We start from the raw sequence: 23,835 nt of genomic DNA, 5'->3' as shown, positions 1-23,835 counted from the left end.
GTTATCAGGGATGTCGGTTAAAAGTATTGGGGAGTTAGCATCTTGGTTTCTTTCTTCTTGAAGAAGTAGTAACCAACCGAGATCTCGTGGGTATTAAAGCCGCCCAGGTCGTTGAGCATCTTATCATAAGAATAGCCCAGGCGCAGCGATTTGGTCAGCTGCAGCTCCGCGATCAGGGCTACGGCTGTGCGCTTGGTCATTGCTTCGGCACTTTCCGGATCATACTTGAACACACGGGCGCTGGTGCGGTACGAGCTGCCAAGCCAGAGCCGGTCGCCCAGCAGCACAAAGGCATTCACATCGATGTTGGTAGGCGAGCTGAAGGTCTCTTTTACCAGCACGCTTGGCTTGAACTTTACAAAAGTACCCAGGTCAAACACATACCCGGAAGTGAAGTAATAATGACGCTCCGGCTCCATGTATTGGGTTTCCTTGAACTGCAGCAGATCGGAGGCCGACAGGCCGGCATAAAAACGATCGGTGTGGTAGTACGCGCCGATTTTAATTTCGGGCTTGATGTTGGTGTCTTTTCCGGACGGGATGGCAGGGTCATCGGAGATTCCCAGCTCGGTACCATCAAAGGTGGTTTGCACCAGCCCTGGCGCCACGCCCAGGCTCAGCACGCCGGCCGCGCTTACCTGCAGCTTTACGGCTACGTTGGCATAGGCAGACAGGGTGCTCTGGGGGCCGATCTCATCGCGGGTAAGCCCCAGGCCCAGGCCCAGGCGGTCGCCTGCTGCCAGGCCGTCCAGGCTGGCAGCCTGCGTGGAGGGAGCTCCATCCAGCCCCGTCCACTGCGAGCGGTGAAAGAGGTTCAGGTTGAGCATGTTCTTGCTACCGGTGTATGCCGGGTTCAGGTTCATGCTGTTAAAAATGTACTGCGAGTACTGGGGGTTTTGCTGGGCACTAGCCGTGAACGCAAGCAGTAGGGCCAGCAGCGTATAAACTATTCTCATGGTGTTTTTGGGTTTCTATATTTTCAGGATGCCTTATCGGAAGATGGCCACATACCCGGTAAACTCTTTATCGACGCCGTTGCAAAGCTTCACACGCACTTTGTAGAAGTAGGTGCCGGCTTCCAGCTTGTTACCGTTCCAGTCGTTCTGGTAGCTCTTCTTTCTGTATACTTCAGAGCCCCAGCGGTTAAAGATCAGCACTTCGTTATCCGGGAACTTGAGCAGGTTGCTGATCTCCCAGGTATCGTTGCGACCATCATTGTTCGGGCTGAAGGCTTTCGGGAAGTTTAGCTGGCCATCGGCAAGCGCGGCATCCATGGTAGCAGTAGCTACTGCGCTGCCGCAGGTGCCGTTGTTGGCGACCACCGTTACCTCGCCGGAGGCAGTTGGCTGGCTGGCTTTTACTTTGATGCTGGTCGTGCCCTGTCCTTCGATGATGGTAAAGCCTGTTGACACGGTCCAGGTGTACGAAGTAGCGCCAGACACGGCATCGATCGTATACACCAGGCCATCACAAACGTTGCTCTTATCCCGGATAGGACCAGGCGCTGCCGGAGGCGTGGTGATTGTTACCTCTGTAGTGGCAGTGCCGCTGGTGCCGCAGGTGTTGGTGCCCGATACGCTGATGGTACCACCGGCTGTTCCGGCATTCACTGTGATGGTACCGGTACCCTGGCCGCTTACGATCGTCCAGCCGGCCGGCACTGCCCAGGTATACACCGCGCCGTTCTCGGCGTTTGCAAAGGTATAGGTCAGGGCTTCGGAGCTAGCGCAAACGGCTGCGGTGCCGGTAATGGCAGCCGGTGTTGCCGGTGCCGTCAGGCCTTTCACAGCCAGACTGCCTGCTTCGCTATCGCCGCATTTGTTTGCCACTACCACTTTCACATCACCGGCGGTGCTGCCTACTTCCACCTCTATGGTGGTGGTGTTCTGGCCCTTTTTAATCGTCCAGCCGGTTGGTACAGACCAGGTATAGCCGGTTGCGTCGGCCACATCGGCCACGCTATAGGTAAGGGTAGTGCCTGCGCAGCTGGCTGCGTCACCGGTAATTACAGGTTTCGTTGGTTTGGCGGAAGCAGTAAGGGCCATGGTTGTGGCGGCGCTGCTGCCGCAGTTGTTGTCGGCGGTTACGGTTATGTTGCCGGCGGCATCGCTTGCCTTTACTACCAGCGTGCCGGTACCCTGACCGCTCACGATCGTCCAGCCAGCCGGCACCGTCCAGGTATACCCGGTAGCGCCTGTTACATCGGCTACTGTAAACGTGGCGTTAGTGCCTGCGCAAACATCTGCATTGCCGGTTATGGCGGCCGGCGCAGCGGGTTTGGCGGTAGTGGTGATTGTTTTAAGGGCTGTTGCTGTAAAGCAGTTGTTGCTGGCTACCAGCTTCAGGCTGCCTCCTGCGGCACCTACATTTACAACCACCGTATCAGCGGTCGTGCTGCCCACGATAGTCACATCGCCGGTCGCGGTCCAGGCATAGGCATCAGCGCCTGCGCTACCCGCTCTGTAAACAAGCTGCTGGGTGTCCTGGCAGGTTGCAGCGGCGCCGTCTATGGTTGTTGTGCCTAAGGCGGGTAGCAGTTGTACCTGTTTTTCTATGGTAGCAGTTTCGCCGCACACGTTCTTAACAGTGGCTTTAATAGTGCCTGATACAGGCGCATTCACGGTGATGGTGTTATCTGTCTGCGATACTTTTGTCCAGCCTACAGGCAGATCAAAGGTATACGACACGGCATCGGGCACTTTGGTTACCGTGTAGGTTGTGTTAAGCAGGGGCGTGCAGAAGCTGCTTTCGCCTGTCAGTTCCAGAGTTGGCTTGGCACAAGGTACCGCCACCGGTGCTTCTCCTTCGTTGTCGGTCGGGTCCGGATCCGGGTCCTTGGCAATAATTGTTACCCGGTTGTTGATGGTACCGGCTGCCAGTATTTTAAAGGTCACGGTTAAGGAAGCTTCTTCGCCGTTTTTCAGGTCGCCCACATACCATCTATACTTGCCATCGGTATCGAGTCTTACTTCGCCTTTCTCTGCCACCACGCTTATGAACTCCAGGCCATCTAGCGGGAAGTCTTCTGTTACCACCACGTTTGACGCATCGTTTGGACCGCTGTTCTTGGTCTTGATCACATAGGTAACGGTAGAGCCAACGGTATAATCGCCTGCCACCGCTTTCTTCTCGATGCTCAGGTCATTGGTTACCACAGTAGGCAGAAAGATGTTGTTGGTATTCAGGGTTACGCTGCCTTTCAGAGAAATAGCCCGGCCGATTAGGCCCACGCCCATCCCCAGGTCGATGTTGCCGTTTGATATGATTGTGCCCTGCAATAGCGTGGAACCGCCTAGGGTCACATCGCCTTCTACTACCCAGTACACGTTCTTTGCCTGTGCGCCGTTTTGCAGCAGCAAGCCTGTGCTGGGTGTAGGCGGCAGCGGCTGGCCAGAAGTAAATTTACCGGAGATCACAAAGATAAAGATGCCATCGATGTTGCCGGCACCATCCAGCCGCAGGATGCCGTTAAGCGCGGCATCGCCATCAATTCTGTAAACGCCGGGCGTTACCATAAAGCCACCCATGTTGTTGGGTAGCGTGCCGGTTACCGGCCGGCCCTTTAGAAAATCATAGGCCTTTTGAGCATCTGCCTGCGCCTGTATGGCCAAGTCGGTGCCCAAGTGCATCGGGGTGTGCGAAACCAGTAGGGTGCCGGCATCATTCACTGTGGTTCCGGGGGCAATTCCAAGCCTGCCCGATACCCCGGTTGTGCCGGTATTGTTTACAGTTGTCGCTGCCAGAACAGCAAACTCGCTGGCTTGCCCTAGTGTTGGATCTGACTGCGCAAAGCTAAGGGTGCTGGCTGTCAGAAAGAGACAAATTAACAGTAGAACTCGATTCATAGAGGTATTTTAGAATAAAATATTTGCTTAGAGGAATATAGATAGATAGGATCGCCTATATATATTGAACAATTGCATTTACTCTAAAATCCTAGAAAAGTTGTTGTTAATTCAAAAAATAATATGATTATATATAATAAATGTGAAATATATTTAATAAGCCATATCCCTGGATTGAGGCAAAACAGGCCTTTTTGCCCTACAAAGCTACTTTTCAGCGCTCAAGTGTAGTATAAATTCGTAAAACTTTATTAAAATTATTTTTATATATTTTGTTCCTATACTTATACAACCCACTGTTGTTAGCCTGAAAAAACAAAGGGCAAAGGGCCAACTTTCAGCCATGCTCTTTTAGCCTTTGGGCAGCAAAAAAAGCCCTGCCACCGGTAATGGTGCAGGGCTGGTAATTCTTTAAGCCTCACTCGCTTATACGTGCACGTGGCGTTCGGCATGGTAAGAAGAACGAACCAGGGGCCCGGACTCCACATACTTGATTCCGCGTTTCAAGCCTTCTTCTCCGTAATGCGCGAACAGATCGGGATGAATGAACTCGGCCACTTCGATGTGTAGTTTTGTTGGCTGCAGGTACTGACCTAAGGTTAAAATATCGCAACCGTTAGCAGCCAGGTCGTCCATGGCCTGGTATACCTGGTCGCGGGTTTCACCAAGGCCCAGCATAATGCCTGTTTTGGTGCGCTTACCATATTCTTTGGTGCGGCGCGTCTGCTCCAGGCTACGCTCATACTTGGCCTGCGGGCGTACCCGGCGGTAGAGCTCTTTTACGGTTTCCATGTTGTGCGATACTACCTCCTGGCCCGGCGAGATCATCGTGATCAGGGCATCCCAGTTGGCTTTCACATCAGGAATAAGGGTTTCGATGGTTGTGGAAGGCGACAGCAATTTTACCTGCTTCACGGTTTCGTGCCAGATGGCAGCGCCCCGGTCTTTCAGTTCATCGCGGTTCACGGATGTGATAACGGCATGCTTTACGCCCATCAGCTGTATTGCCTCGGCCACACGGCGCGGCTCATCCTCGTCGTATTCGTTGGGGCGGCCGGTAGCCACTGCACAGAACGAGCAGCTCCGGGTGCACACGTTACCTAAAATCATGAACGTAGCAGTGCCTGCACCCCAGCACTCGCCCATGTTGGGGCAGTTGCCGCTTTCGCAGATGGTGTGCAGTTTATATTCGTCTACAATGCTCCGAACTTTGGCATATTCCTTCCCAACCGGCAGTTTTACCCGCAGCCAGTTCGGCTTGCGTGGCTGTCCCAGCGCGTTTAGCCCCTCGGGCATAGCGTTGGGTTGTATCACCGGAAGTGTTATTAATTCGTCCATGGTTGCAAAGATACGGAGTTATGACGTAAGACATTACCCTTTAACTAAGTTTTACATGCAAAGCTGCGGGGCATCATGCTAACAACGTCCGTCCCTGATTTGTTCGGACCAGGAGCTTACTTGCGGCGGCCGTAGTACAGGTTCAGATACACCGAGGGGAAGATGCTGCTGTTGTCGGCCTGCGGGATTATGATGAGGTCTTTGGTATAGGCTTCCAGAGCAAAGCCCACTTCGATGCCGGTAATGCTTTCTTTGTAACGGCCATACTCAAAGCTGAGGCCTGCTTTTACATGCGCCCCAATGTTTACCTTGGATTCGCCCAGGCCCTGCAGGAAATTCACGTTACCTTGTATCTGGTCGATGTTGGTGTGTCGGGTCGGGTCGTACTGCTCGGTGCGGACATCTTCCATGCCCGGCCCGCCATAGTTGTAGCGGATATAGTAGGGCACCAGCAACCCAATGGAAGGGCCAATAGCGCCCACGGCATTTACCTGCACCCCGGATTCGGCTGCTTTCCGGAACAGCACCAGCTCACGGCCATAATGCGGGCGCACCACAAACAGGTAGTTCTGCTTGCCGGCTATAAAAAAGTCACCTGTTTCGGGGCTATAGAGGCGGTTCTCTTTGGGGTGCTTTACCTCTACCACTTCCAGGCCACCGAACTGGTACATGTGCTCGTTCATAAAAAAGGCCGAGCGGATAAACGCGCCGCCCACCAAACCGCCGTTGGAGTTGAAGTTGACGCCGTAGCTCAACTCATTCTCAAACGACTCATCTTCATCTGATTGGGCAGCTGCAGGCAGCGCCAGGCCAAAGGCTAGAGCAAGGACAAGTGCGAGGTATCTGACCACCCTTTTATTTGATTTAGAGATTGATTAAAAGTAACTAAATTTACGGGTAATACAAACTATAGTTAAGGCACATGGCAACCATTAAAAGTATATACAAAGGCCAGCTGCGCACCGCGGCGCAGCACCTGGCTTCGGGCAACACCATTATTACCGATGCCCCGGTAGATAACAACGGAAAAGGCGAGGCTTTCTCGCCCACCGACCTGGTAAGTGCGGCGCTGGGCAGCTGCATGATGACCATCATGGGCATCCTGGCCAACCGTTCCAACATCGACATCGAAGGCATGGAGATCGAGGTGACCAAGATCATGGCGGCAGAGCCCCGGCGCATTGCCGAAGTAGTGCTGGACTTTACCATGCCGGCCGGCAAAACCTATACCGATAAAGAAAGAGCCATGCTGGAGAATGCAGCGCGCACCTGCCCGGTGGCCCTGAGCCTGCACCCCGACGTGAAGCAAACCATTTCGTTCCGGTACTAAGTTTTCCCTACCTCAGCCCTCTCTTAAAAACAGGAGAGGGCGCAGGTGAGGGCTACGGCAAGTATAAACTGCTGCTAGGCTGTTATTTTCTTTTTAAGGGCATCCACCCCGATGCCCATATGCGACACATCGTAAGTGCACACGCCATCCTGCACCAGCAACAGCTGCGGCGACTCGTGGTGCACGTGCAGCATTTCGGCTACCTCGTTAGACACAGGCCGGTAGCGGAGCAAATCCAGGTAATAGGGTTTCACGTGGTCGAGGCTGGCGCCATCCCACTGGCGCTCCAGGCGGCTTTTGGCCGTGGCGCTGATAGAACAGGAGGTGCTGTGCTTAAAGATCACCACGGGGGTGTTTTTCGATTCCTCTAATATCTCGTCTAACTGTTCGGTGCTTGTAAGCGGGTGCCAGTTCATAGTCTTTCTTCTTTGCGGTTAATCGATTCGTTTCTTTTTCGGCTGCCTGCGCTTTTTCTCAAACAGCTTCTTCTTTTTGATGGGTTTCCCGTTCTCATCGAACAGGTACGCAGCGCGGTTGTTTTTTGCGTTGATGCGCCCGGCCTCGCCTTTTTTAAAGGTATACGTATCCGTGTTGAGGTGCGTGTCCTTGTAAACGGATTCGGTTTTGGCCGCTTCTTTTAAAAACCGCTTCTGCTCTTTTCGTTGCTGCTCCTTGCTTTCAGGGCTTATCTGGGCAAAAGCCGGCAGGGCCGAAAATGCCAGTAACGCCAGCAGGCACAGCAGGAACCCGCTTCTCTTCCAAAGCCTTGCATCGGTCTTCAACATCAGTTACAGCAGCGCATTAGTGGTTATACTTAAAAGAGGCCGAGTAGTTTGCGGTGCTTTTTCACGCGCCCGTTCTTATCGGTGGGCACGCTGATGGCCTCCAGGCTGCCCGCTCCTTTGCTTTTTACCATAACATTTTTGCCATTTTGCTTGGGGCAAGGTATGATGCCTTTGCGCTGGCAACCAGTGCCCGCTAGCAGGAAAATACTAAGTATAAAAAAGCTGGATAAGCGAAGGAGGCGCATGGCGTTACCGGGTTAGCGTTTATACCTGAACGAAGAAGACGGGAAAGTGTGTACACATACGGTTAAAGTATAATGGTGTATACCTGCTTTTTAAAGCAACCGCTGCATGGGCAACACTTTCCCTGTCTCTTATAAATCTCTAGTAATTCAGCATAGCTTCCACCTTTTCGCGCAGGCGCTGCTTTGGCAGGAATTCCTGCTCCAGGGGCGGCGCAAACGGCACGGCCGTATCCAGGCTGGCTACGCGGGCCACAGGAGCATCCAGCAGTTCAAAACAATGCTCGCTGATCCAGGCGGCAATCTCGCCGCCTATGCCGCCTGTCAGGGTGTCTTCATGCACGATCAGCACACGGCCCGTTTTAGCTACGGCAGCGCGCACGGCCTCTTTGTCCCAGGGCAGCAGCGACCGCAGGTCCAGTATTTCTAAGCTGGCATCCGTTAGCTCCTGCTGCAGTTGTTTGGCCCAGTGCACACCCATGCCGTAAGTGATAATGGTCAGGTCGGTGCCTTCGGTCACGGTATGGGCTTTGCCTATTTCGATGGTATAATAATCGTCCGGAATATCCTGCGCAATGGAGCGGTAGAGCAGCTTATGTTCAAAATACATCACCGGGTTAGGGTCTTCGATAGCGGCGTTCAGCAAACCTTTGGCATCGTAAGGCGAGGAAGGATACACCACCTTCAGACCCGGCGTATGGAAAAACCAGGCTTCGTTGCTCTGCGAGTGAAACGGCCCGGCTGCAGTGCCTGCGCCGGTGGGCATGCGTACCACCACATCGGCATTCTGGCCCCAGCGGTAATGGCTTTTGGCCAGGTTATTCACGATCTGGTTAAAGCCGCTGGTCACAAAGTCGGCAAACTGCATCTCTACAATGCTCTTCATTCCACGCACCGACATGCCCAGGCCCACGCCAAGTATAGCCGACTCGCATAAAGGCGTGTTGCGGATGCGGTCTTTGCCAAATTTGGCTACAAAGCCTTCTGTAATCTTAAACACGCCGCCATACTCGGCCACATCCTGGCCCATTAGCACCAGATCCGGGTAGCGTTCCATACTTTGGCGGAGGGCATCAGAGATGGCATCGACAAAGCGCCGCTCCGTTTTGGCACCGGAGGCAGGCTGGATCACTTCCTGGTCAAAAGGCTGGTACATATCATTCAATTCCTGCTCCTGGCTGGCCTGCGGCATAGGCTGAGCAAAGGCTTCCTGCAGGCCGGCTTCGATCTCGGCTTTCAGCTCCTCTTTTATACTTTCCATGCCTTTCTGCGTCAGCACCAGCTCGTCGAGCAGGTAACGCTCAAAGTTCTCTACCGGATCTTTTTTGGCCCATTTCTCGAACAGCTCCTGCGGCACATACTTGGTGCCGCTGGCCTCCTCGTGGCCCCGCATCCGGAACGTGATCGCCTCGATGAGCATCGGGCGGGGGTTCTTGCGGATACTGGCTGCCGCCTGCCGCACCGTGTCGTATACTTCCAGCACGTTGTTGCCGTCTATCTGCAGCGCATCCATGCCGTAAGCAGGTCCTTTGTCGATAAAATGCCTGAATTTGAATTGCTCGCTGCTGGGCGTAGAAAGGCCATAGCCGTTGTTCTCGATCATGAAAATAACCGGCAGCCCCCATACGGCTGCCACGTTCAGGGCTTCATGGAAATCCCCTTCCGAGGCGCCGCCATCGCCGCTGAACACCAGCGTTACTTTCTCTTTGTTTTCCAGCAGGTCGGCCAGCGCAATGCCATCGGCCACGGCCAGCTGCGGGCCCAGGTGCGAGATCATACCCACAATGTGGTGCTCGTTAGTACCGAAGTGGAAGGAGCGGTCGCGGCCTTTGGTAAAGCCGCTGGGCTTGCCTTGGAACTGCGCAAATAAGCGTCCCAGCGGAATATCGCGGCTGGTAAACACGCCCAGGTTGCGGTGCAGCGGCAAAATGTATTCGTCTTTATCCAGGGCCATAGCCGAGCCCACCGAAATAGCCTCCTGCCCGATGCCGGAAAACCACTTGGTTACCTTGCCCTGGCGCAGCAGCACCAGCATGCGCTCCTCGATCAGGCGAGGCTTCAGAATGGCCTTGTATAAGGTTAAAAGTTCGTCGTCGGTATAGTCTTTGCGATTGTAGTTCATCTCTGAAAAGGAAAACTTCGTTATAGTTGGGCAAGTTAATGGTTTAGCCGAAGCCCTGAAATATATCCTTGCTAATTTATACATTTGTTTAAACCTAGACACTAGATGTTAGACTTTAGACACAAGACTTAAGTTTATAACCCGGGAGTGTCCCTTAAGAGCAAATCGCGCTTTACCATTGAAAGTAGTTGTATGCTTGCACTTTACTCTTTTTCGTCTAAAGTCTAGTGTCTAAAACCTAACGTCTTACAGAAACCATGATACAATTCAAAGAATTTACCCTTGATAACGGCCTGCAGGTAATTGTGCACGAAGACCACACCAGCCCGATGGCGGTGCTTAATGTGCTGTATAATGTGGGCTCGCGCGATGAAGAAGAAAGCCACACGGGCTTTGCCCATTTGTTTGAGCACCTGATGTTCAGCGGTTCCAAGCACATACCTGTTTACGACGAGCCCCTGCAGCGCGTGGGGGGCGAGAATAACGCCTTTACCAGCCCCGATATCACCAATTATTACCTCTCGCTGCCAGCCCAGAACATCGAAACCGGTTTCTGGCTGGAGTCGGACCGCATGCTGGACCTGGCTTTCAGCGAAAACGGCCTGGAAGTGCAGCGCAAAGTGGTGGTAGAAGAGTTTAAGCAAACCTACCTCAACCAACCTTATGGCGATGTATGGCTGAAGCTGCGCCCGCTGGCTTACAAAGAGCACCCCTACAAATGGGCCACTATCGGCAAGGAGATCGCTCATATCGAAGAGGCGACCATGGACATTGTGAAGGCTTTTCACCGCAAGCACTACTCGCCCAGCAACGCCGTGCTGGTGGTAGCCGGCAACGTAACGTTTGAGCGGGCAAAGGAACTGACGGAAAAATGGTTCGGGCCCATTCCGGCCGGCCACAAGTATAACCGCAACATTGCCAAAGAGCCGCGCCAAACTGAGCCGCGCACCCTGGAGGTAAGCGCCGACGTGCCCCTGAGCGCCATCTACAAAGCCTACCACATGCCCGCCCGCACCGAAGCTGATTATTATGCCGTAGATCTGATCTCAGATATACTGGGCCGGGGCAAGTCGAGCCGCTTGTATGATCAGCTGGTAAAAGAGCAGAAGCTGTTCAACTCCATCTCGGCTTCCGTATCGGGTTCTATCGAAGCAGGCCTGCTCATCATCCAGGGAAAGCTAAACGAAGGCGTTACGCTGGAGCAGGCTAATGCCGCTATCGAGGCTATTAACCAGGAGCTGATGGACCAGCTAGTAGACGAGGAAGAGCTGAATAAGGTAAAAAACCAGGCCGAGGCCAGCATCGTTTTCTCGGAGATCGAACTACTGAACCGCGCCATGAACCTGGCATACGGCAAGCTGCTCGGCGATGCCAACTTCGTAAATACCGAAGGCGAAAAGCTGCAGGCCGTTACCCCGGCCGATATCCGGCGCTGCGCCCAGGAAGTGCTGAACCCCAACAACTGCTCTACCCTGCTGTATAAAGCCGAGAAGAAGGCGGTAGCAGCAGAAGCGGAAGTATAACTACGGGCACAGGCTTGTTTTTTGCTAAGTATAAAGCACGGACAAAGTCCTTCTGTCATTTCGAACAAAGTGAGAAATCCGAATAAATTCATTCTTAGGATCACACCCAGCTTTCTCACTTTGTTCGAAAGGGCACCTTCCACTGTATGAAGTATAAACCGGCCCCCTACCGGGAGGGCATTCTCCGTCGCTTACGCTACTTATCCAGTTCCTTCTTACAAGTATGAGGCAACCAAATCCACTTAATACTTGTATATACAAATAACAATTCGTAATTATGTGCCCGGTTTAAGTATGCGGATAGAAGACGAAATAAAGCAGAAGGAGTTTAAGGACGATTACCGTCGCTTGCTTGTGAACCTGTTGTTTACTAACAACTGGGTGAACCAGCAGGTGATGCCTTTCTTTCGCCGCCATGGCCTTACGCTGCAGCAGCACAATGTACTGGGCATCCTGCGCGGGCAACACCCCGAGCCGGTTTGCTTCGGCGACATCCAGTGCCGCATGGTAGACCGCAGTTCAAATGTGACGCGCCTGATCGATAAGCTAATTGAAAAAGGCTACGCCACCCGCGACATCTGCCAGGCCAACCGCCGCATGATCGAAGTGCGCCTCACTGAAAAAGGTATCCGGAAAATGCAGGAAGTGGACGAGGCTTCGGCCCAGCTCTACAAGCAGTTCCACAACCTGAACCAGGAAGAGGCCGTGCTGGTCAGCCGTATGCTGGACAAGCTGCGCGGCTGATATTTTTTTACTCCTATACTTGTATATACAAGTAATGTATAAACCTAAAAAGAAACGATGAAAAACATCAAAATAAAAGAAGCCACTATACCTGCCCTCGGGTTCGGCACATTTCAACTAGCCGATGCCACAGCTTATACCGTGGTAAAAGCTGCGCTGAGCGAGGGGTACCGCCACATCGACACAGCGCAGATGTATAAAAACGAGGAAAGTGTGGGCCGCGCCATCCGGGAGGCCGATGTTCCACGTGACCAGGTGTTCCTGACCACGAAAGTGCTGCCTGCCAATTTAGGTGCTAAGACGTTCATGCCTTCGGTAACAGAGAGCCTGCAAAAGCTGCAGACCGACGCAGTGGACCTGCTGCTGATCCATTGGCCAAATGCCGAGGTGCCGGTGGAGGAGTACATGGAGGAGCTGATGAAGGCGCAGCAAAAAGGTTATACCCGGTATATCGGCGTGAGCAACCACCCCACGGCCCTGCTCGACAAAGTGCTGGCCACAGGCGCGGGCATCATCACCAACCAGGTAGAGTATCATCCCTTCCTGAACCAGGACAAGCTTTATACTTACTTGCAGGACCACAACCTTACGCTAACTGCCTACAGCCCCGTGGCACAGGGCAAGGTGCTGGGCAACCCCGTGCTGAAAAGCATTGCCGACAAGTATAACAAGAACGAAATACAGGTAACGCTGCGCTGGCTAATGCAGCAGGACAACGTGCTAGCCATCCCCCGAAGCGCCAATGAGGCGCACATACGCTCCAACTTCAGCATCTTCGATTTTGAACTGACACCGGAAGAGATGCAGCAGATAAACCAGCTGAAGCAGGCAAACACACGCCTCATCAACCCATCGTTCGCCCCCGCCTGGGACTAAAATAATTTTGAATAATTGAATTTTGAATGAGTGAATACCAGAGGAAAAAGGTGTGCAGAAGCTTATACTTTACACCTCCCTACCTTTTTAACTTTTTAATTTTATAACTCTTTAACTCAAAAATGACACAAGCACTTTTAAAACCTATAAAATTACACGATCTGGAGCTGAAGAACCGGGTAGTGATGGCCCCTATGACGCGCAGCCGGGCAGATAACGAAGGTAACGTGCCCAACGACATCATGGTGACGTACTACACACAGCGTGCCGGTGCCGGCCTGATCATTACAGAAGGCTCCCAGATCTCGAAGCAGGCCGTTGGCTACATCAACACGCCCGGCATCTATAGCCCTGAGCAGGTAGCAGGCTGGAAGAAAATAACCAAAGCCGTGCACGACGAAGGCGGTAAGATCTTTATTCAGTTGTGGCACGTGGGCCGCATGTCGCACCCCGATTTCCATGACGGTGCGCTGCCGGTGGCGCCCTCGGCCATTAACCCGAACGACAAAGCGTATACGCCACAAGGCTTTAAAGACACGGTAACGCCGCGCGAGCTGACCGTGCCGGAGATAAAGCAGATCGTACAGGACTTTAAGCAGGCAGCTGAAAATGCTATGGCGGCTGATTTCGATGGGGTAGAAGTACATTCTTCGAACGGTTACCTGCTCCATCAGTTCTTCGTGACTTCCTCCAACAGCCGCACCGACGAGTATGGCGGCTCGCGGGAGAACCGCGCCCGCATCCTGTTCGAGGTGCTGGATGCGATTAAAGAAGTGATGCCGGTAGAGAAAGTAGGAGTGCGCCTGAACCCAAGCCTGCATGGCGGTTTTGGCATTACCCTGAACGAGGAGACTATCCCGACATACGACTATATCATTGAAAAGCTCAACGACTACAATCTGGCTTACCTGCACCTGTCAGAGCCATTCAGCGATGTAAGCGAGGTGCCATTTGCCGAACCGAATATTGCAAAGCGCTACCGCCCTATCTACAAAGGCAACCTGATCATTAATGCCGGCTTTACGCAGGAAAAAGGAAATAAAGTAATTGCTGATGGCGAGGCAGATATGGTGGCTTTCGGCGTACCGTTCATCTCCAACCCGGACCTGCCGGAGCGCTTTGCGCAGAACGCCGCACTGCAGCAACCCGACAAAAACACCTTTTATGCCCCTGGCACCAAAGGCTACATCGATTACCCTTCGCTTGCGGAGTTAGAAGTATAGGCAACGCTGCTTTTACACATCACTCAAAAAAACAGCCGGTCGCCGCAAGGGGACCGGCTGTTTTTTTTTATAAGCAAGCTCCCCAATTGCACCCATCCCGGAACGAAGAACATCAAAAAAAGAAACCGCATCTTCCAGTTCAGCGCATTTTCGTTACTTTTACCTTTTATACTTGTGGCGCCGGCGCTACAGGTATTGAAATTACGAACCAGGTAATTATGAAACTGAAAATACGAACCGGCTTTGGCTACGATGTGCACCAGTTGCAGGAAGGACTGGACTTCTGGCTGGGCGGCATCAAAATTCCGCACACGCACGGCGCCCTGGGCCATTCCGATGCTGATGTGCTCATCCACGTGATCTGCGATGCCCTGCTGGGTGCAGCCAACCTGCGCGACATCGGTTTCCATTTTTCCGACAATGACCCCAAGTATAAAGGCATCGACAGCAAGATCCTGCTGAGAGAAGTGGTACACCTGCTTTCGAGAGAAGGCTACGAGATCGGCAACATCGACTCGACCATCTGCTTGCAGGAGCCCAAGGTAAACCCGCACATTCCGGCCATGAAAAGCTGTCTGGCCGAGGTAATGGGCATTCCGGAGCACGACATCTCCATAAAAGCCACCACCACAGAACACCTGGGCTTTGTAGGTAAAAAAGAAGGCGTAGCAGCCTTTGCCACCGTCCTGATCCAAAAGCTGTAGGCGAGATAACCCGGTGTTAGCTGTGCTATTACACATTAACCCACCCCTAGCCCCTCCGAAGAGGGGAATTTGACTGAGGGAGAAGTGAGCGTTTAATATGCTACTGCAGGTACGTACTCGTGTCCGGTTTGGGCTGGCAGAAAAAGGAAAGACCGCCATTCCCAACGGCCTATACTGGCTTACTTGGGGGTTCTATTTGGCCTTGCAGGCCAGTGAAGTCAGAGACTTCACCTTATCCAAAGACACGAATCCGGAGATTCGCGCCAGGGATGAAAGCAGGAGTAAAGATTTATACTTAGAGGCTACGAAGCGAACACTTCAGCCAAGTGCGCCTTTGACGATTCGATGTTTGAGCGTTCAGCGAGTTTCGAATTGTCTTGATTCTTTTGCCTACTTTTCTCATCAAGGAGAAAAGTAGGGCCCGCCGGCGAGGCGAAAAGCGGGCAAAGCATCTAAGGCATGGAAGCACCTAATACAACGAAACAAATAGCATTACCTTAAAACCTAACCTATACTAACCTTACCTTAAAACAATGAAGTACAACTACATGTATGCCTATGTGCTGCTGGCCGCGATGACAGCCGGCTGTGCCACAGCATCCAAAACACCCAAAGGCCCTGTAACCGATGCGGCCAAATTAGAGGAAGTGTCTGCTAAGTATGCCCAGACCATTACGGCCGCAGATCTGTCCAAGCACCTGCACATTATTGCTTCCGACGAGTACATGGGCCGCGATACCGGCTCTAAAGGACAGAAGATGGCTGCCGAGTACATTGCCACGCAGTTCCGCAAAGATGGCTTGGCAGGTCCGGTAAAGACTGGCAGCAACCCCTATTACCAGTCCTTCGACCTGGAGAAAACCAGATGGGGCAATGGCTACATGCTGGTAGGCAAAGCCAAATTCCTGATGCTGCAGGATTTCTTTGTACTGGGCAGCACCCCGTACCAGGACGAGCAGGCAGCTGATATCGTGTTTGCCGGCTATGGCATCGACGACCCGAAGTTTAACGACTACGCAGGCAAAGATGTAACCGGCAAAATGGTGGTGGTGCTCGCCGGTGAGCCAAAAGACGCCAGCGGAAACTATATTCTGAGCGGCACTGACAAAGCCTCTGACTGGGGCAACGATTACCGCAGCAAGCGCAAAGCGGCCACCGACCACGGCGCCAAATCTGTGCTCATTATTACCGGCACCAGCGCAGATGAATTTAATACCCTCACGCAGCGCTACAAGTCGTACGCCTCCCGCCCTTCCATCGGCATGAAGAACACCGGCACGCAGACAAACGCTGCCACCATGTTCATTTCGCCGGTAGCGGGCGCCGCCCTGCTGGGTACTACCCCCGAAAAGCTGCTGGCCTACCCGGCCTCTGTAGCTAAAACAGGTAAGCCGGCTGCGGGCACCTTTGCTGTGGCCAAAGACGTGAAGGTAAGAACCGAGCGCATTGCAGAGCCGCTTTCAACGGAGAACGTGCTGGGCTTTATTGAAGGCACCGACAAGAAAGATGAGATCGTGGTGGTGACTGCTCATTACGATCACGTAGGCGTGGACTCGACCCTGACAGGCGACCAGATCTTTAACGGCGCGAACGACGACGGCTCTGGTACAGTGGCCGTGCTGGAGGTTTCGGAAGCGTTTGCCCAGGCCAAAAAAGACGGCTACGGCCCGCGCCGCAGCATGCTGTTTATGACCGTAACCGGTGAGGAAAAAGGATTGCTGGGCTCTGAGTATTACTCCGAGAACCCCGTGTTCCCACTGGCCAACACCGTAGCTGACGTGAACATCGACATGATCGGCCGCATGGACTTTGACCACGAGAAAACCAACGACAGCAATTACATCTATGTGATCGGAGCGGATAAGCTCTCTTCGGAGCTCGACCAGATCAACACGCAGATGAACGAGAAGTATACGCACCTGAAACTCGACTATAAATTTAACGACGAGAACGATCCGAACCGCTTCTACTACCGCTCCGACCATTACAACTTTGCCAAAAAAGGTATTCCGATCGTTTTCTATTTCAACGGCGTGCATGCCGATTACCACAAGCCGAGCGACGAGGTAGAGAAGATCAACTTCGAGAGCGCCCAGAAAGTTGCCCGCCTGGCGTTCCACGTGGCATGGGAACTGGCCAACCGCGACAACCGCATTGTGGTAGATAGCAATAAGAAATAGTTATGAGTTCTGAATTCTGAGTCACGAGTTGGCAATAAGAAAGCAGGCAATGGAGTTATGAAGTATAGGTGAGAGCTTAAGGCTGAAAATTCGTAATTCGTAATTCGTAATACATTAAGAAGAACACCCTACCTTTGAGGGTGTTTTTCTTTTATCCAGCACTTCCTGGCACACCAACCAGCAAGGAAGATCGTAAGGGAGACAGTATGAGCAAATTAAAACAGTTTCTGCAGGACGCCGAAACAAAGGCATTTGACCAGAGCCACCGCGCTACCATCAAGTATAACATCGGCAAGTATAACGCCGCTGTGCAGCGGGGCCTTACCCAGTATACCGACCATGAACTGGCCCGGGAACGGGGCTCTTTTATCAAAACCAACACCATCAACAACCTGGATAAGTACCTGATGGAGTTTGAGGCCAACTTTACGGCCCGTGGCGGCAAGGTGATCTGGGCGCGCGATGCCCAGGAGGCCCTGAAAGAGGTTGGCGAGATCATGAAGCGCAAACGCGCCCGCTCGGTAGTCAAATCCAAGTCGATGAGCACCGAGGAGATCCACCTGAACACCTACCTGGAAAAGAACGGCCTGGATGTGGTGGAAACCGACTTGGGAGAATACATTGTGCAGCTGGCCGAGCAAAGGCCCTACCACATTGTAACGCCGGCCATGCACATGTCTAAAAAGGATATTGCCGATCTGTTTGTGCGCAAGCTGGGCATACAACCTACCGACGATGCGCAGCAACTGGTGCTCACAGCGCGCAAGCTGCTGCGCAGCAAGTATACCTCCGCAGAAGTAGGCGTAACGGGCGGCAACTTTCTGCTGGCCGATATCGGTGGCATTGCCATTACCGAAAACGAAGGCAACGCCCGCCTGAGCACCACTTTCCCCAAAACGCATATCGCTATTGTGGGCATCGAAAAGATGCTTCCTTCGGTGATGGACCTGGACTTGTTCTGGCCCCTGCTCAGCACCAGCGGTACCGGCCAGCAGGTTACAGTATACAACACCATCCTGAGCGGCCCGCGCCAGCCCAACGAGAAGGACGGCCCTGAGGAAATGTATGTGATCCTGCTCGACAACGGCCGCACCGATCTGCTGGCGCTGCCCGAAAAACGCGAGGCGCTGAACTGCATCCGCTGCGGAGCCTGCCTCAACGTGTGCCCGGTTTATAAAAACATCGGCGGCCATACCTACGAGAGCACCTACAGCGGCCCGATCGGCTCGGTGATCACGCCGCATTACGAGGGTATGGCCGAAAACAAGCACCTGAGCTTTGCCAGTTCCCTGTGCGGCGCCTGCACGTCGGTGTGCCCCGTTAAGATCAACCTCCACAACCTGCTGCTGCTAAACCGCAAGCAGAGCGTGGACGAAGGCCTGGCCGACAACCAGGAAAAAACAGCGTTCAAGTTCTGGCTAAAAGCCATGAAGAGCCGCTCCCTGCTGAACATGGCGCCGGCCAGCCTAAAGAACTTTGTGCTGAAATGGGTGCTGAAAGATACCTGGAGCAAACGCCGCGAACCGCTGCATGTGCCTAAAAAGTCGTTTAACCAGCTCTGGAAGGAGCGGGAAAAATAGACGTATGATTTTTAGCCAAAGCCTGCAGCACAGCAGGCTTTGGCTTTTATACCTGTTGTCATTTCATATCTCTTATCCTTTCGAACGGTAGTGCGGAATCTGCTATCCTTTCTTTGTCTGCAGCACCAATGCTCTTTCGGATTTGTAATCCGGAAGTATAACTGTTAAGCCGCTGCATTCCCATACTATCCATTTCATAACGGCACCCGGAAATGGGATTGCAGATCCCGAAGAGCGAACGCTTGATAGCAAACGCCAATGTGCGCAAGCCAGGTTTATACCTGGTTGTAGCAGATCTCCCCTAACGTCGAGATGACAAAACAGCATCAGCCTGATTCCCCTCCCCGGAGGGGTTAGGGGTAGGTTCCATAACATGGCTGGATTTATCAGAAGCCGTAAAACAAAAACGGCCTGCTATACTTTAGCAGGCCGTTTTATATTACATCCGGGGCGGGATTACCGCTATTGTCGTCATCCATACCTTATCCTTTAAAACAGGGAGGCTGCATAGGGCTTGCGCGAAAACACCGTTACTTCGTCCACGTCTTTCAGGCGGCAGATAAAGCGCGTCATGCGCTCCACTCCAAAGCCAGCGCCGGCTGTGCGGGGCAGGCCTTCTTCCCGGGCCACTTCCAGGTAGTGCTTAAAGATCTCCTGGCTGGTGCCTACCTGGGCCATGCGCTTGCGTATCTGGTGGTACTCGTGCTCCCGCTCCGCTCCCGACAAGCCTTCGCCAAATCCATCCGGCCAGATCAGGTCATAGTTCAGGTAGGTGCCCGGTTTGGCAGGGTCTTCCTTGTCGTAAAACTCGCGGGTGTGGTTCAGCAGCCAGAACGGTGTGGTCGCTTCCTCTGATTTGATCCGCTCATAATCCGGGCCCAGGGCAGCTTCCAGTTTCTCGGTGCGGTACACGGGCCATTGCTCATACTGCGGCAGCAACTCGCCACGGAGCTCAAGCAGCACCTCCGGAATTTCAGCGTTCAGGCGGGCAAACACGGCATTTACCAGCTCCTCCATAAACTCCATCACATAAAAGCGGTCTTTGTCTTTAAACTCAAAATCGATCTGCGTGAACTCGAACAGATGGCGGCCCGTACCAGCACGGTCGGAAAACTCCAGGCGCACGTTCGGCGACACGATGTAGAGGCTTTGAAGCGCCGGGTTGAGCAGGGCCAGTTGCTTATGAAAGATCATCGACTTGGTCAGGCTCCAGTGCCGGTCGGCATACCCGATCGTGGCATCTACCACCCCGTGGTTCAGCGGGTCAGTAATAGGCGAGAGCATCAGCGGCATGAGCTGCGTCAGTCCTTTTTTAAACATAAAATCGTGGACAGCGCGCACAATGCCTTGCTGCACCTGCAGCACTTTGGGCAGCAAGGGGCGGCGCAGGTGGCCCAACGTTGTTTCCAGCGTTGTAGTTTCTTCGAGAGTTGATAGCTCCATGTTTTTTGTAAATTTGGTAAAATATTTAGCTTTAATACTTATCAAAGTTAAAACATGTTCTTTATTTTTGAAAATTTATCAATAAATATTTTACTTGTTTGATAATTTTTCAACTGAAAGCAATTAACTTTGTAACTTTGTTAAAAACTGAAAGTATAGGGACGTATGAGTTACGAAATTGATAATCTTGACCGGCAGATTTTGCATTTACTTATGCAGGATGTGACCCGTGCTTACACCGATATCGCCAAAGAGCTCAATGTGTCGGGCGGTACCATTCATGTTCGGATGAAAAAGCTGAATGAAATGGGTGTTGTAAAAGGGGCGCAGCTGCTGATAAACCCTTCGGCGGTGGGCTACGATGTGTGTGCCTTTATCGGCGTGTTTCTGGAAAAAGGCTCCGAGTACAAGGATGCCGTGGCACAGATGCAGCAGATACCGGAAATTGTAGAGCTGCACTATACCACGGGCTCTTACAGCATGTTTGCCAAGATCATTTGCCGCGATACCAAACACCTGCGCGAAGTGCTTAACGAGAAACTGCAGGCCATCGACGGCGTGCAGCGCACCGAAACCCTGATCTCGCTGGAAGAAAGTATAAGCCGCCAGATCACGATCTGAAACAAAAACGCCACGGCAAAGCTGCCGTGGCGTTTTACATAAAATCTGTCTTTCCTTTTACAACAAGGTATCCGGTATACTTAGGATAGCTGCTGCAACGCATTGCGCAACCTTCCCAGCGAGTCCTGGATATCTTCCAGCGTGGCTCCTCCTACCGACAAGCGGAACCAGTTCAGACTGCGGTCCGAGCCGAAGGCAGAGAACGGCACCACCGCCAGCTTGGCTTCCTGCAGCACATAAAACGTAACGTCCTGGCTTGTTTGCAGCACGTTACCTTGCGGTGTTTTTTTGCCGGCCAGGTCTATTTTAACCGAGAGGTAGATAGCGCCCATCGGCACAATGGCATCCACGTTAAAGCCATCGGCCTTCAGCTGCTGAAATCCCTGGTAGAGCACATCCAGGCTGCGCTGCACCTTGGGCTTATACGTATCCATAAAGTTATTTACCTCCTGCGGCTGATTCAGGAAAGCGGCTGTGGCCATTTGCTCGGCTTTGGGTGCCCAGGCACCAATGTGGCCAAGTATGGCTTTCATGCGGTCCATTACGCTGGCAGGGCCAAACGCATATCCTACCCGCACGCCGGTGGCAGCAAAGCACTTGGACGTGCCATCGATATACACCACATACTCGCGCAGGGCAGGCCGCAGGCTTACCGGGTCATAATGCTCGGCGGTGCCAAAGGTCAGCATCCAGTAGATCTGATCGTAGAGCAGGTACAGGGGCTTCTCGCCTTCCGAGCGGCGGCTGTTTTCTTCCAGCACCAGGTCGCAGATCTCCTCCAGGTCTTTTTTAGAGAACATGGTACCTGTGGGGTTCAGCGGCGAGCACAAAGCCAGCAGCGTAGCCCCTTTCAGGTGTGGCGCCACATCGGCGGCAGTCGGCATAAAGTTGTTTTCCGGACGGGTTTCCACCATCACCGGCACAGCACCCGACAAGTGGCAGTAGTGGTTGTTATTCCACGAAGGCGTCGGGAATACCACTTTATCGCCTGGATCAACCAGTGTTAAGTACGTGGAGTAGATGAGCGGACGGGAGCCGCCGGCCACCAGAATGTCATTTTCAGGGTACGACAAGCCCAGCCTTTCCTTTGTAAAAGCAGCTACCGCTTTTCTTAACACCGCCACGCCGTTTGCAGGCGGGTAGTTGGTATGCCCCTGGTCGTAGGCCAGCTTGATCTGGTTTTCCAGCTCTTTGGGAATCGGGAAGATGGCGGGATTAAAATCGCCGATGGTGAGATTGCATATAGGCTCGCCACGGGCTATCATAGCGTTTACCTCGCCGGCTACCTTTATAATTTCGGAGCCGATCAGGTTCTGGGCCATTTTAGAAACGATCATGGAGATTCAGTTTTAGATTATGCCACAAGGTACGATTTCCGGCAAAGTATCGCCTAGCAATTGGCCAAAAAGTATACGCATCGCCCGGAAACATAAAACCACCGGCCGGGTTTGCAGGCCCGGCCGGTGGTGAAGTATACGTTATAAGATCGGGCCTAAAACCGCATTACCATTTGTAGTAGCCGTTTTCTTCGTTGTCGTTCAGGATATCGGCGGCCGTACTGGGGCTGCGGTGCACATCCACCAGCTTGCGCTCTTTCCAGACAGAAGCCGACTCGCGCACCACCTCCAGGTGGGCATCCGATTTCAGGCGCTCTTCCTCGCGCTTGGCTTCGGTTTCATACTCTTTGCGGGCTGCAAACTTGGCATCGGCCACGGCCTGGCGGGTATCGTACTGCTGCTGGCGCTCGGCCACCCGCTGCATTTCCTGCGTGGTCCGCTCGTGCTCCACGCCTTTCAGAATATCGTCGTATGGCCCTTTGCTGGAGATAAGCTTGGTAAAGATGGGTGCCGTTTCCAGGCAGATAAACAACAGCGTGATAAAGAACACGGGCAGCCAGGGCAGCTTGTCCAGGGCATTTACACGCGCCATCAGGCCATCGTAGTGCAGAAAGCTCTCCTGCCCCCTGGCCACCGTGGCATCGTACTGCTTCATCAGATCTGCAATGCGTTGCTCCCGCAACTTTACCTGGTCCAGGGCACCTGCCTGCAGCAGTTTCAGCTCTTCGTCTACTTTGTCGTACTGTCGTTTCTTTTCTTCAAAAATGGGGCCTTTGCCCACTTTGCCGGTGCCACCGGTACCGTCGGCTTCGGCGGCCAAGGCATCGTATAGTTTGTTGCGCTCCTGCTGCTTGGCGGCTACCCCGGCTTGTATGCCGGCAATCTCGGTTTTCAGCGAATCCACTTCCGTAAACTGTTTGCTCACCAGCGCCTTGTGCTGAATGGCCAACTCGGCCTGTTTTTCCTGCAGAATAGCCTGTATCTCCTTGTCAAATATTTTCAGCTCCAGCGGCTTGGAGATCACCACGGCCAGCACCAGAGCCAGCAATATACGCGGTGTTACCAGCAACAGCTCTTTCCAGAACCGGCCTTCCTTGCGCAGCGTGGAAACAATAAAACGGTCGAGGTTAAAGATAACGGCTCCCCAGAACAAGCCGAACACCAGCGCCAGCAAAGCCGAGTCGAAGACCGTGTAGAGGGCATAGCCACCCGAAATGCTGGCCAGCAGCCCCGTAAACAGCACGGTCGCCCCAATGCCGGCATACTTGATATGCTCTGATTTAGAGCATTTTCCCAGAATAGTGTCGTCGGCTCCGGCGCACCACCAAAAGAATTTTTTCATGAAACGATGTTCAGCTAAGTAGATGTGGCGCTCCTGCGGAAGCCATGGACAAAATAACGCACAAAGTTCTGAATGTCATACGCTTTGGCAGGTATAAATTCTGTGCAGGCAGGGAGCGGCTCCTGAAAAAAGCAACAGCCGCACCTGTAAGTTTAGTTCAACGTTTCTTTCCGCTGGGTTGCGCCGCTTCTTGTAGCGCAGCAAGGAGGCCGGGTGCCGGCTAACACCTGTTGTGTATTATACTTGCTAGCGGTTGCTGGATGTTCTGGCTATACTTGGTAGTGGCTGTCGAATGTTGTGGTTATACTTGCTAGCTGCAGATCTGCAAGTATAATATTCCAGCTATACTTGTTAGTGAGCTGTATTCCGCATTTTATACTTGCCTTGTTTCACCTTATACTTTGGAGCGCTCCAAGCCCGCGGGGGCTCGTCCTTGGGCATCGCGCTGCTTTCGTTTCCTGCCCTCGTACCTCGGGCTGCCTCACTTTCGTTCGTCACCGGAAACTCTCGAGGCGCTCAACCCAAGAACTGGGATCAGTTCGATAGCTACTGTTTATACTTGGGCTTAAGTATTTATACTTGGGCTTAAGTATAGGAAGG

The 23,835-nt window shown here is 53.0% G+C and carries 20 protein-coding genes; 9 read left to right on the top strand and 11 right to left on the bottom strand.

The features are described 5' to 3' along the window. Nucleotides 1–17 precede the first annotated feature (17 nt). The 4 genes from LWL52_RS17050 to LWL52_RS17035 all read right to left on the bottom strand — a co-directional run bounded on the left by LWL52_RS17050 (nt 18) and on the right by LWL52_RS17035 (nt 6,034). The gene (locus LWL52_RS17050) at nt 18–956 is read right to left on the bottom strand and encodes a PorP/SprF family type IX secretion system membrane protein (protein WP_242922188.1); all 939 of its coding nucleotides are present in this window, start codon (nt 954–956) and stop codon (nt 18–20) included. A 33-nt stretch (nt 957–989) separates the two neighbouring features. Next, nucleotides 990–3,845 (bottom strand): ice-binding family protein, encoded by a 2,856-nt coding sequence (locus LWL52_RS17045; protein WP_242922186.1) that lies wholly within the window; start codon nt 3,843–3,845, stop codon nt 990–992. 426 nt (nt 3,846–4,271) lie between these two features. Further along, nucleotides 4,272–5,183, bottom strand: coding sequence for a lipoyl synthase (gene lipA, locus LWL52_RS17040; RefSeq protein ID WP_437179363.1), 912 nt, complete (start codon nt 5,181–5,183; stop codon nt 4,272–4,274). 116 nt (nt 5,184–5,299) lie between these two features. Then, nucleotides 5,300–6,034 carry a hypothetical protein gene (locus LWL52_RS17035; protein WP_242922184.1) on the bottom strand — a complete coding sequence of 245 codons (735 nt, stop codon included), beginning with the start codon at nt 6,032–6,034 and terminating at the stop codon, nt 5,300–5,302. Nucleotides 6,035–6,105: 71 nt separating this feature from the next. On the opposite strand from LWL52_RS17035, the gene LWL52_RS17030 reads away from it, so the two are divergent. Further along, entirely contained in the window at nt 6,106–6,513 is a 408-nt protein-coding gene (locus tag LWL52_RS17030; protein WP_242922182.1) for an OsmC family protein, read from the top strand. Nucleotides 6,514–6,587: 74 nt separating this feature from the next. On the opposite strand, the gene ytxJ is transcribed toward LWL52_RS17030, so the two are convergent. The 4 genes from ytxJ to LWL52_RS17010 form a co-directional block, all read right to left on the bottom strand. Continuing rightward, entirely contained in the window at nt 6,588–6,929 is a 342-nt protein-coding gene (gene ytxJ, locus LWL52_RS17025; protein ID WP_242922180.1) for a bacillithiol system redox-active protein YtxJ, read from the bottom strand. Between the two features lie 18 nt (nt 6,930–6,947). Beyond that, nucleotides 6,948–7,298, bottom strand: a complete 351-nt coding sequence (locus LWL52_RS17020; RefSeq protein WP_242922178.1) for a hypothetical protein — start codon at nt 7,296–7,298, stop codon at nt 6,948–6,950. Nucleotides 7,299–7,327: 29 nt separating this feature from the next. Then, nucleotides 7,328–7,543: a hypothetical protein gene (locus tag LWL52_RS17015; RefSeq protein WP_242922176.1), complete on the bottom strand. Its 216-nt coding sequence runs from the start codon at nt 7,541–7,543 to the stop codon at nt 7,328–7,330. 139 nt (nt 7,544–7,682) lie between these two features. After that, nucleotides 7,683–9,662, bottom strand: a complete 1,980-nt coding sequence (locus tag LWL52_RS17010; protein WP_242922174.1) for an alpha-ketoacid dehydrogenase subunit alpha/beta — start codon at nt 9,660–9,662, stop codon at nt 7,683–7,685. Nucleotides 9,663–9,919: 257 nt separating this feature from the next. On the opposite strand from LWL52_RS17010, the gene LWL52_RS17005 reads away from it, so the two are divergent. The 7 genes from LWL52_RS17005 (at nt 9,920) to LWL52_RS16975 (ending at nt 18,492) form a co-directional block, all read left to right on the top strand. After that, nucleotides 9,920–11,185, top strand: coding sequence for a M16 family metallopeptidase (locus LWL52_RS17005; protein ID WP_242922172.1), 1,266 nt, complete (start codon nt 9,920–9,922; stop codon nt 11,183–11,185). Nucleotides 11,186–11,479: 294 nt separating this feature from the next. Then, nucleotides 11,480–11,929, top strand: a complete 450-nt coding sequence (locus tag LWL52_RS17000; RefSeq protein ID WP_242922170.1) for a MarR family winged helix-turn-helix transcriptional regulator — start codon at nt 11,480–11,482, stop codon at nt 11,927–11,929. Between the two features lie 57 nt (nt 11,930–11,986). Continuing rightward, on the top strand, nt 11,987–12,805 hold the full coding sequence (locus tag LWL52_RS16995) for an aldo/keto reductase (RefSeq protein ID WP_242922168.1): 819 nt from the start codon (nt 11,987–11,989) through the stop codon (nt 12,803–12,805). A 122-nt stretch (nt 12,806–12,927) separates the two neighbouring features. Beyond that, on the top strand, nt 12,928–14,028 hold the full coding sequence (locus tag LWL52_RS16990) for an alkene reductase (RefSeq protein WP_242922166.1): 1,101 nt from the start codon (nt 12,928–12,930) through the stop codon (nt 14,026–14,028). A gap of 218 nt (nt 14,029–14,246) precedes the next feature. Next, nucleotides 14,247–14,732: a 2-C-methyl-D-erythritol 2,4-cyclodiphosphate synthase gene (gene ispF, locus LWL52_RS16985; RefSeq protein ID WP_242922158.1), complete on the top strand. Its 486-nt coding sequence runs from the start codon at nt 14,247–14,249 to the stop codon at nt 14,730–14,732. A 533-nt stretch (nt 14,733–15,265) separates the two neighbouring features. After that, a complete protein-coding gene (locus LWL52_RS16980) occupies nt 15,266–16,912 on the top strand; it encodes a M28 family peptidase (RefSeq protein WP_242922156.1) in 1,647 nt (548 codons plus the stop codon). 206 nt (nt 16,913–17,118) lie between these two features. After that, nucleotides 17,119–18,492 (top strand): LutB/LldF family L-lactate oxidation iron-sulfur protein, encoded by a 1,374-nt coding sequence (locus LWL52_RS16975; protein WP_242922154.1) that lies wholly within the window; start codon nt 17,119–17,121, stop codon nt 18,490–18,492. 489 nt (nt 18,493–18,981) lie between these two features. On the opposite strand, the gene LWL52_RS16970 is transcribed toward LWL52_RS16975, so the two are convergent. Beyond that, complete coding sequence (locus LWL52_RS16970; RefSeq protein WP_242922144.1) at nt 18,982–19,935, bottom strand: asparagine synthetase A; 954 nt, start codon at nt 19,933–19,935, stop codon at nt 18,982–18,984. Between the two features lie 165 nt (nt 19,936–20,100). On the opposite strand from LWL52_RS16970, the gene LWL52_RS16965 reads away from it, so the two are divergent. Beyond that, on the top strand, nt 20,101–20,556 hold the full coding sequence (locus tag LWL52_RS16965) for an Lrp/AsnC ligand binding domain-containing protein (RefSeq protein ID WP_242922142.1): 456 nt from the start codon (nt 20,101–20,103) through the stop codon (nt 20,554–20,556). Nucleotides 20,557–20,636: 80 nt separating this feature from the next. On the opposite strand, the gene LWL52_RS16960 is transcribed toward LWL52_RS16965, so the two are convergent. Both LWL52_RS16960 and LWL52_RS16955 read right to left on the bottom strand, forming a co-directional pair. Further along, nucleotides 20,637–21,893, bottom strand: a complete 1,257-nt coding sequence (locus LWL52_RS16960; RefSeq protein WP_242922139.1) for a pyridoxal phosphate-dependent aminotransferase — start codon at nt 21,891–21,893, stop codon at nt 20,637–20,639. Between the two features lie 166 nt (nt 21,894–22,059). After that, the gene (locus tag LWL52_RS16955; RefSeq protein WP_242922137.1) at nt 22,060–23,235 is read right to left on the bottom strand and encodes a DUF4407 domain-containing protein; all 1,176 of its coding nucleotides are present in this window, start codon (nt 23,233–23,235) and stop codon (nt 22,060–22,062) included. Nucleotides 23,236–23,835: the final 600 nt, after the last annotated feature.

It is taken from the genome of Pontibacter liquoris, from assembly GCF_022758235.1.
Classification (GTDB): Bacteria; Bacteroidota; Bacteroidia; order Cytophagales; family Hymenobacteraceae; genus Pontibacter; species Pontibacter liquoris.
Note: the sequence above shows the minus strand (reverse complement) of the source record. Positions and strands in the feature narration are given on the sequence as shown.

Excerpts from the sequence above, each read along its gene's own strand:
- LWL52_RS16960 (WP_242922139.1), bottom strand. The coding sequence starts at position 21,893 with ATGATCGTTTCTAAAATGGCCCAGAACCTGATCGGCTCCGAAATTATA.
- LWL52_RS17030 (WP_242922182.1), top strand. The coding sequence starts at position 6,106 with ATGGCAACCATTAAAAGTATATACAAAGGCCAGCTGCGCACCGCGGCG.
- LWL52_RS17010 (WP_242922174.1), bottom strand. The coding sequence starts at position 9,662 with ATGAACTACAATCGCAAAGACTATACCGACGACGAACTTTTAACCTTA.
- lipA (WP_437179363.1), bottom strand. The coding sequence starts at position 5,183 with ATGGACGAATTAATAACACTTCCGGTGATACAACCCAACGCTATGCCC.
- LWL52_RS16965 (WP_242922142.1), top strand. The coding sequence starts at position 20,101 with ATGAGTTACGAAATTGATAATCTTGACCGGCAGATTTTGCATTTACTT.
- ytxJ (WP_242922180.1), bottom strand. The coding sequence starts at position 6,929 with ATGAACTGGCACCCGCTTACAAGCACCGAACAGTTAGACGAGATATTA.
- LWL52_RS16955 (WP_242922137.1), bottom strand. The coding sequence starts at position 23,235 with ATGAAAAAATTCTTTTGGTGGTGCGCCGGAGCCGACGACACTATTCTG.
- LWL52_RS16970 (WP_242922144.1), bottom strand. The coding sequence starts at position 19,935 with ATGGAGCTATCAACTCTCGAAGAAACTACAACGCTGGAAACAACGTTG.
- LWL52_RS17045 (WP_242922186.1), bottom strand. The coding sequence starts at position 3,845 with ATGAATCGAGTTCTACTGTTAATTTGTCTCTTTCTGACAGCCAGCACC.
- LWL52_RS16995 (WP_242922168.1), top strand. The coding sequence starts at position 11,987 with ATGAAAAACATCAAAATAAAAGAAGCCACTATACCTGCCCTCGGGTTC.
- LWL52_RS17005 (WP_242922172.1), top strand. The coding sequence starts at position 9,920 with ATGATACAATTCAAAGAATTTACCCTTGATAACGGCCTGCAGGTAATT.
- LWL52_RS17000 (WP_242922170.1), top strand. The coding sequence starts at position 11,480 with ATGCGGATAGAAGACGAAATAAAGCAGAAGGAGTTTAAGGACGATTAC.
- LWL52_RS16975 (WP_242922154.1), top strand. The coding sequence starts at position 17,119 with ATGAGCAAATTAAAACAGTTTCTGCAGGACGCCGAAACAAAGGCATTT.
- LWL52_RS17015 (WP_242922176.1), bottom strand. The coding sequence starts at position 7,543 with ATGCGCCTCCTTCGCTTATCCAGCTTTTTTATACTTAGTATTTTCCTG.
- LWL52_RS17020 (WP_242922178.1), bottom strand. The coding sequence starts at position 7,298 with ATGTTGAAGACCGATGCAAGGCTTTGGAAGAGAAGCGGGTTCCTGCTG.
- LWL52_RS16990 (WP_242922166.1), top strand. The coding sequence starts at position 12,928 with ATGACACAAGCACTTTTAAAACCTATAAAATTACACGATCTGGAGCTG.
- LWL52_RS17050 (WP_242922188.1), bottom strand. The coding sequence starts at position 956 with ATGAGAATAGTTTATACGCTGCTGGCCCTACTGCTTGCGTTCACGGCT.
- LWL52_RS16980 (WP_242922156.1), top strand. The coding sequence starts at position 15,266 with ATGAAGTACAACTACATGTATGCCTATGTGCTGCTGGCCGCGATGACA.
- ispF (WP_242922158.1), top strand. The coding sequence starts at position 14,247 with ATGAAACTGAAAATACGAACCGGCTTTGGCTACGATGTGCACCAGTTG.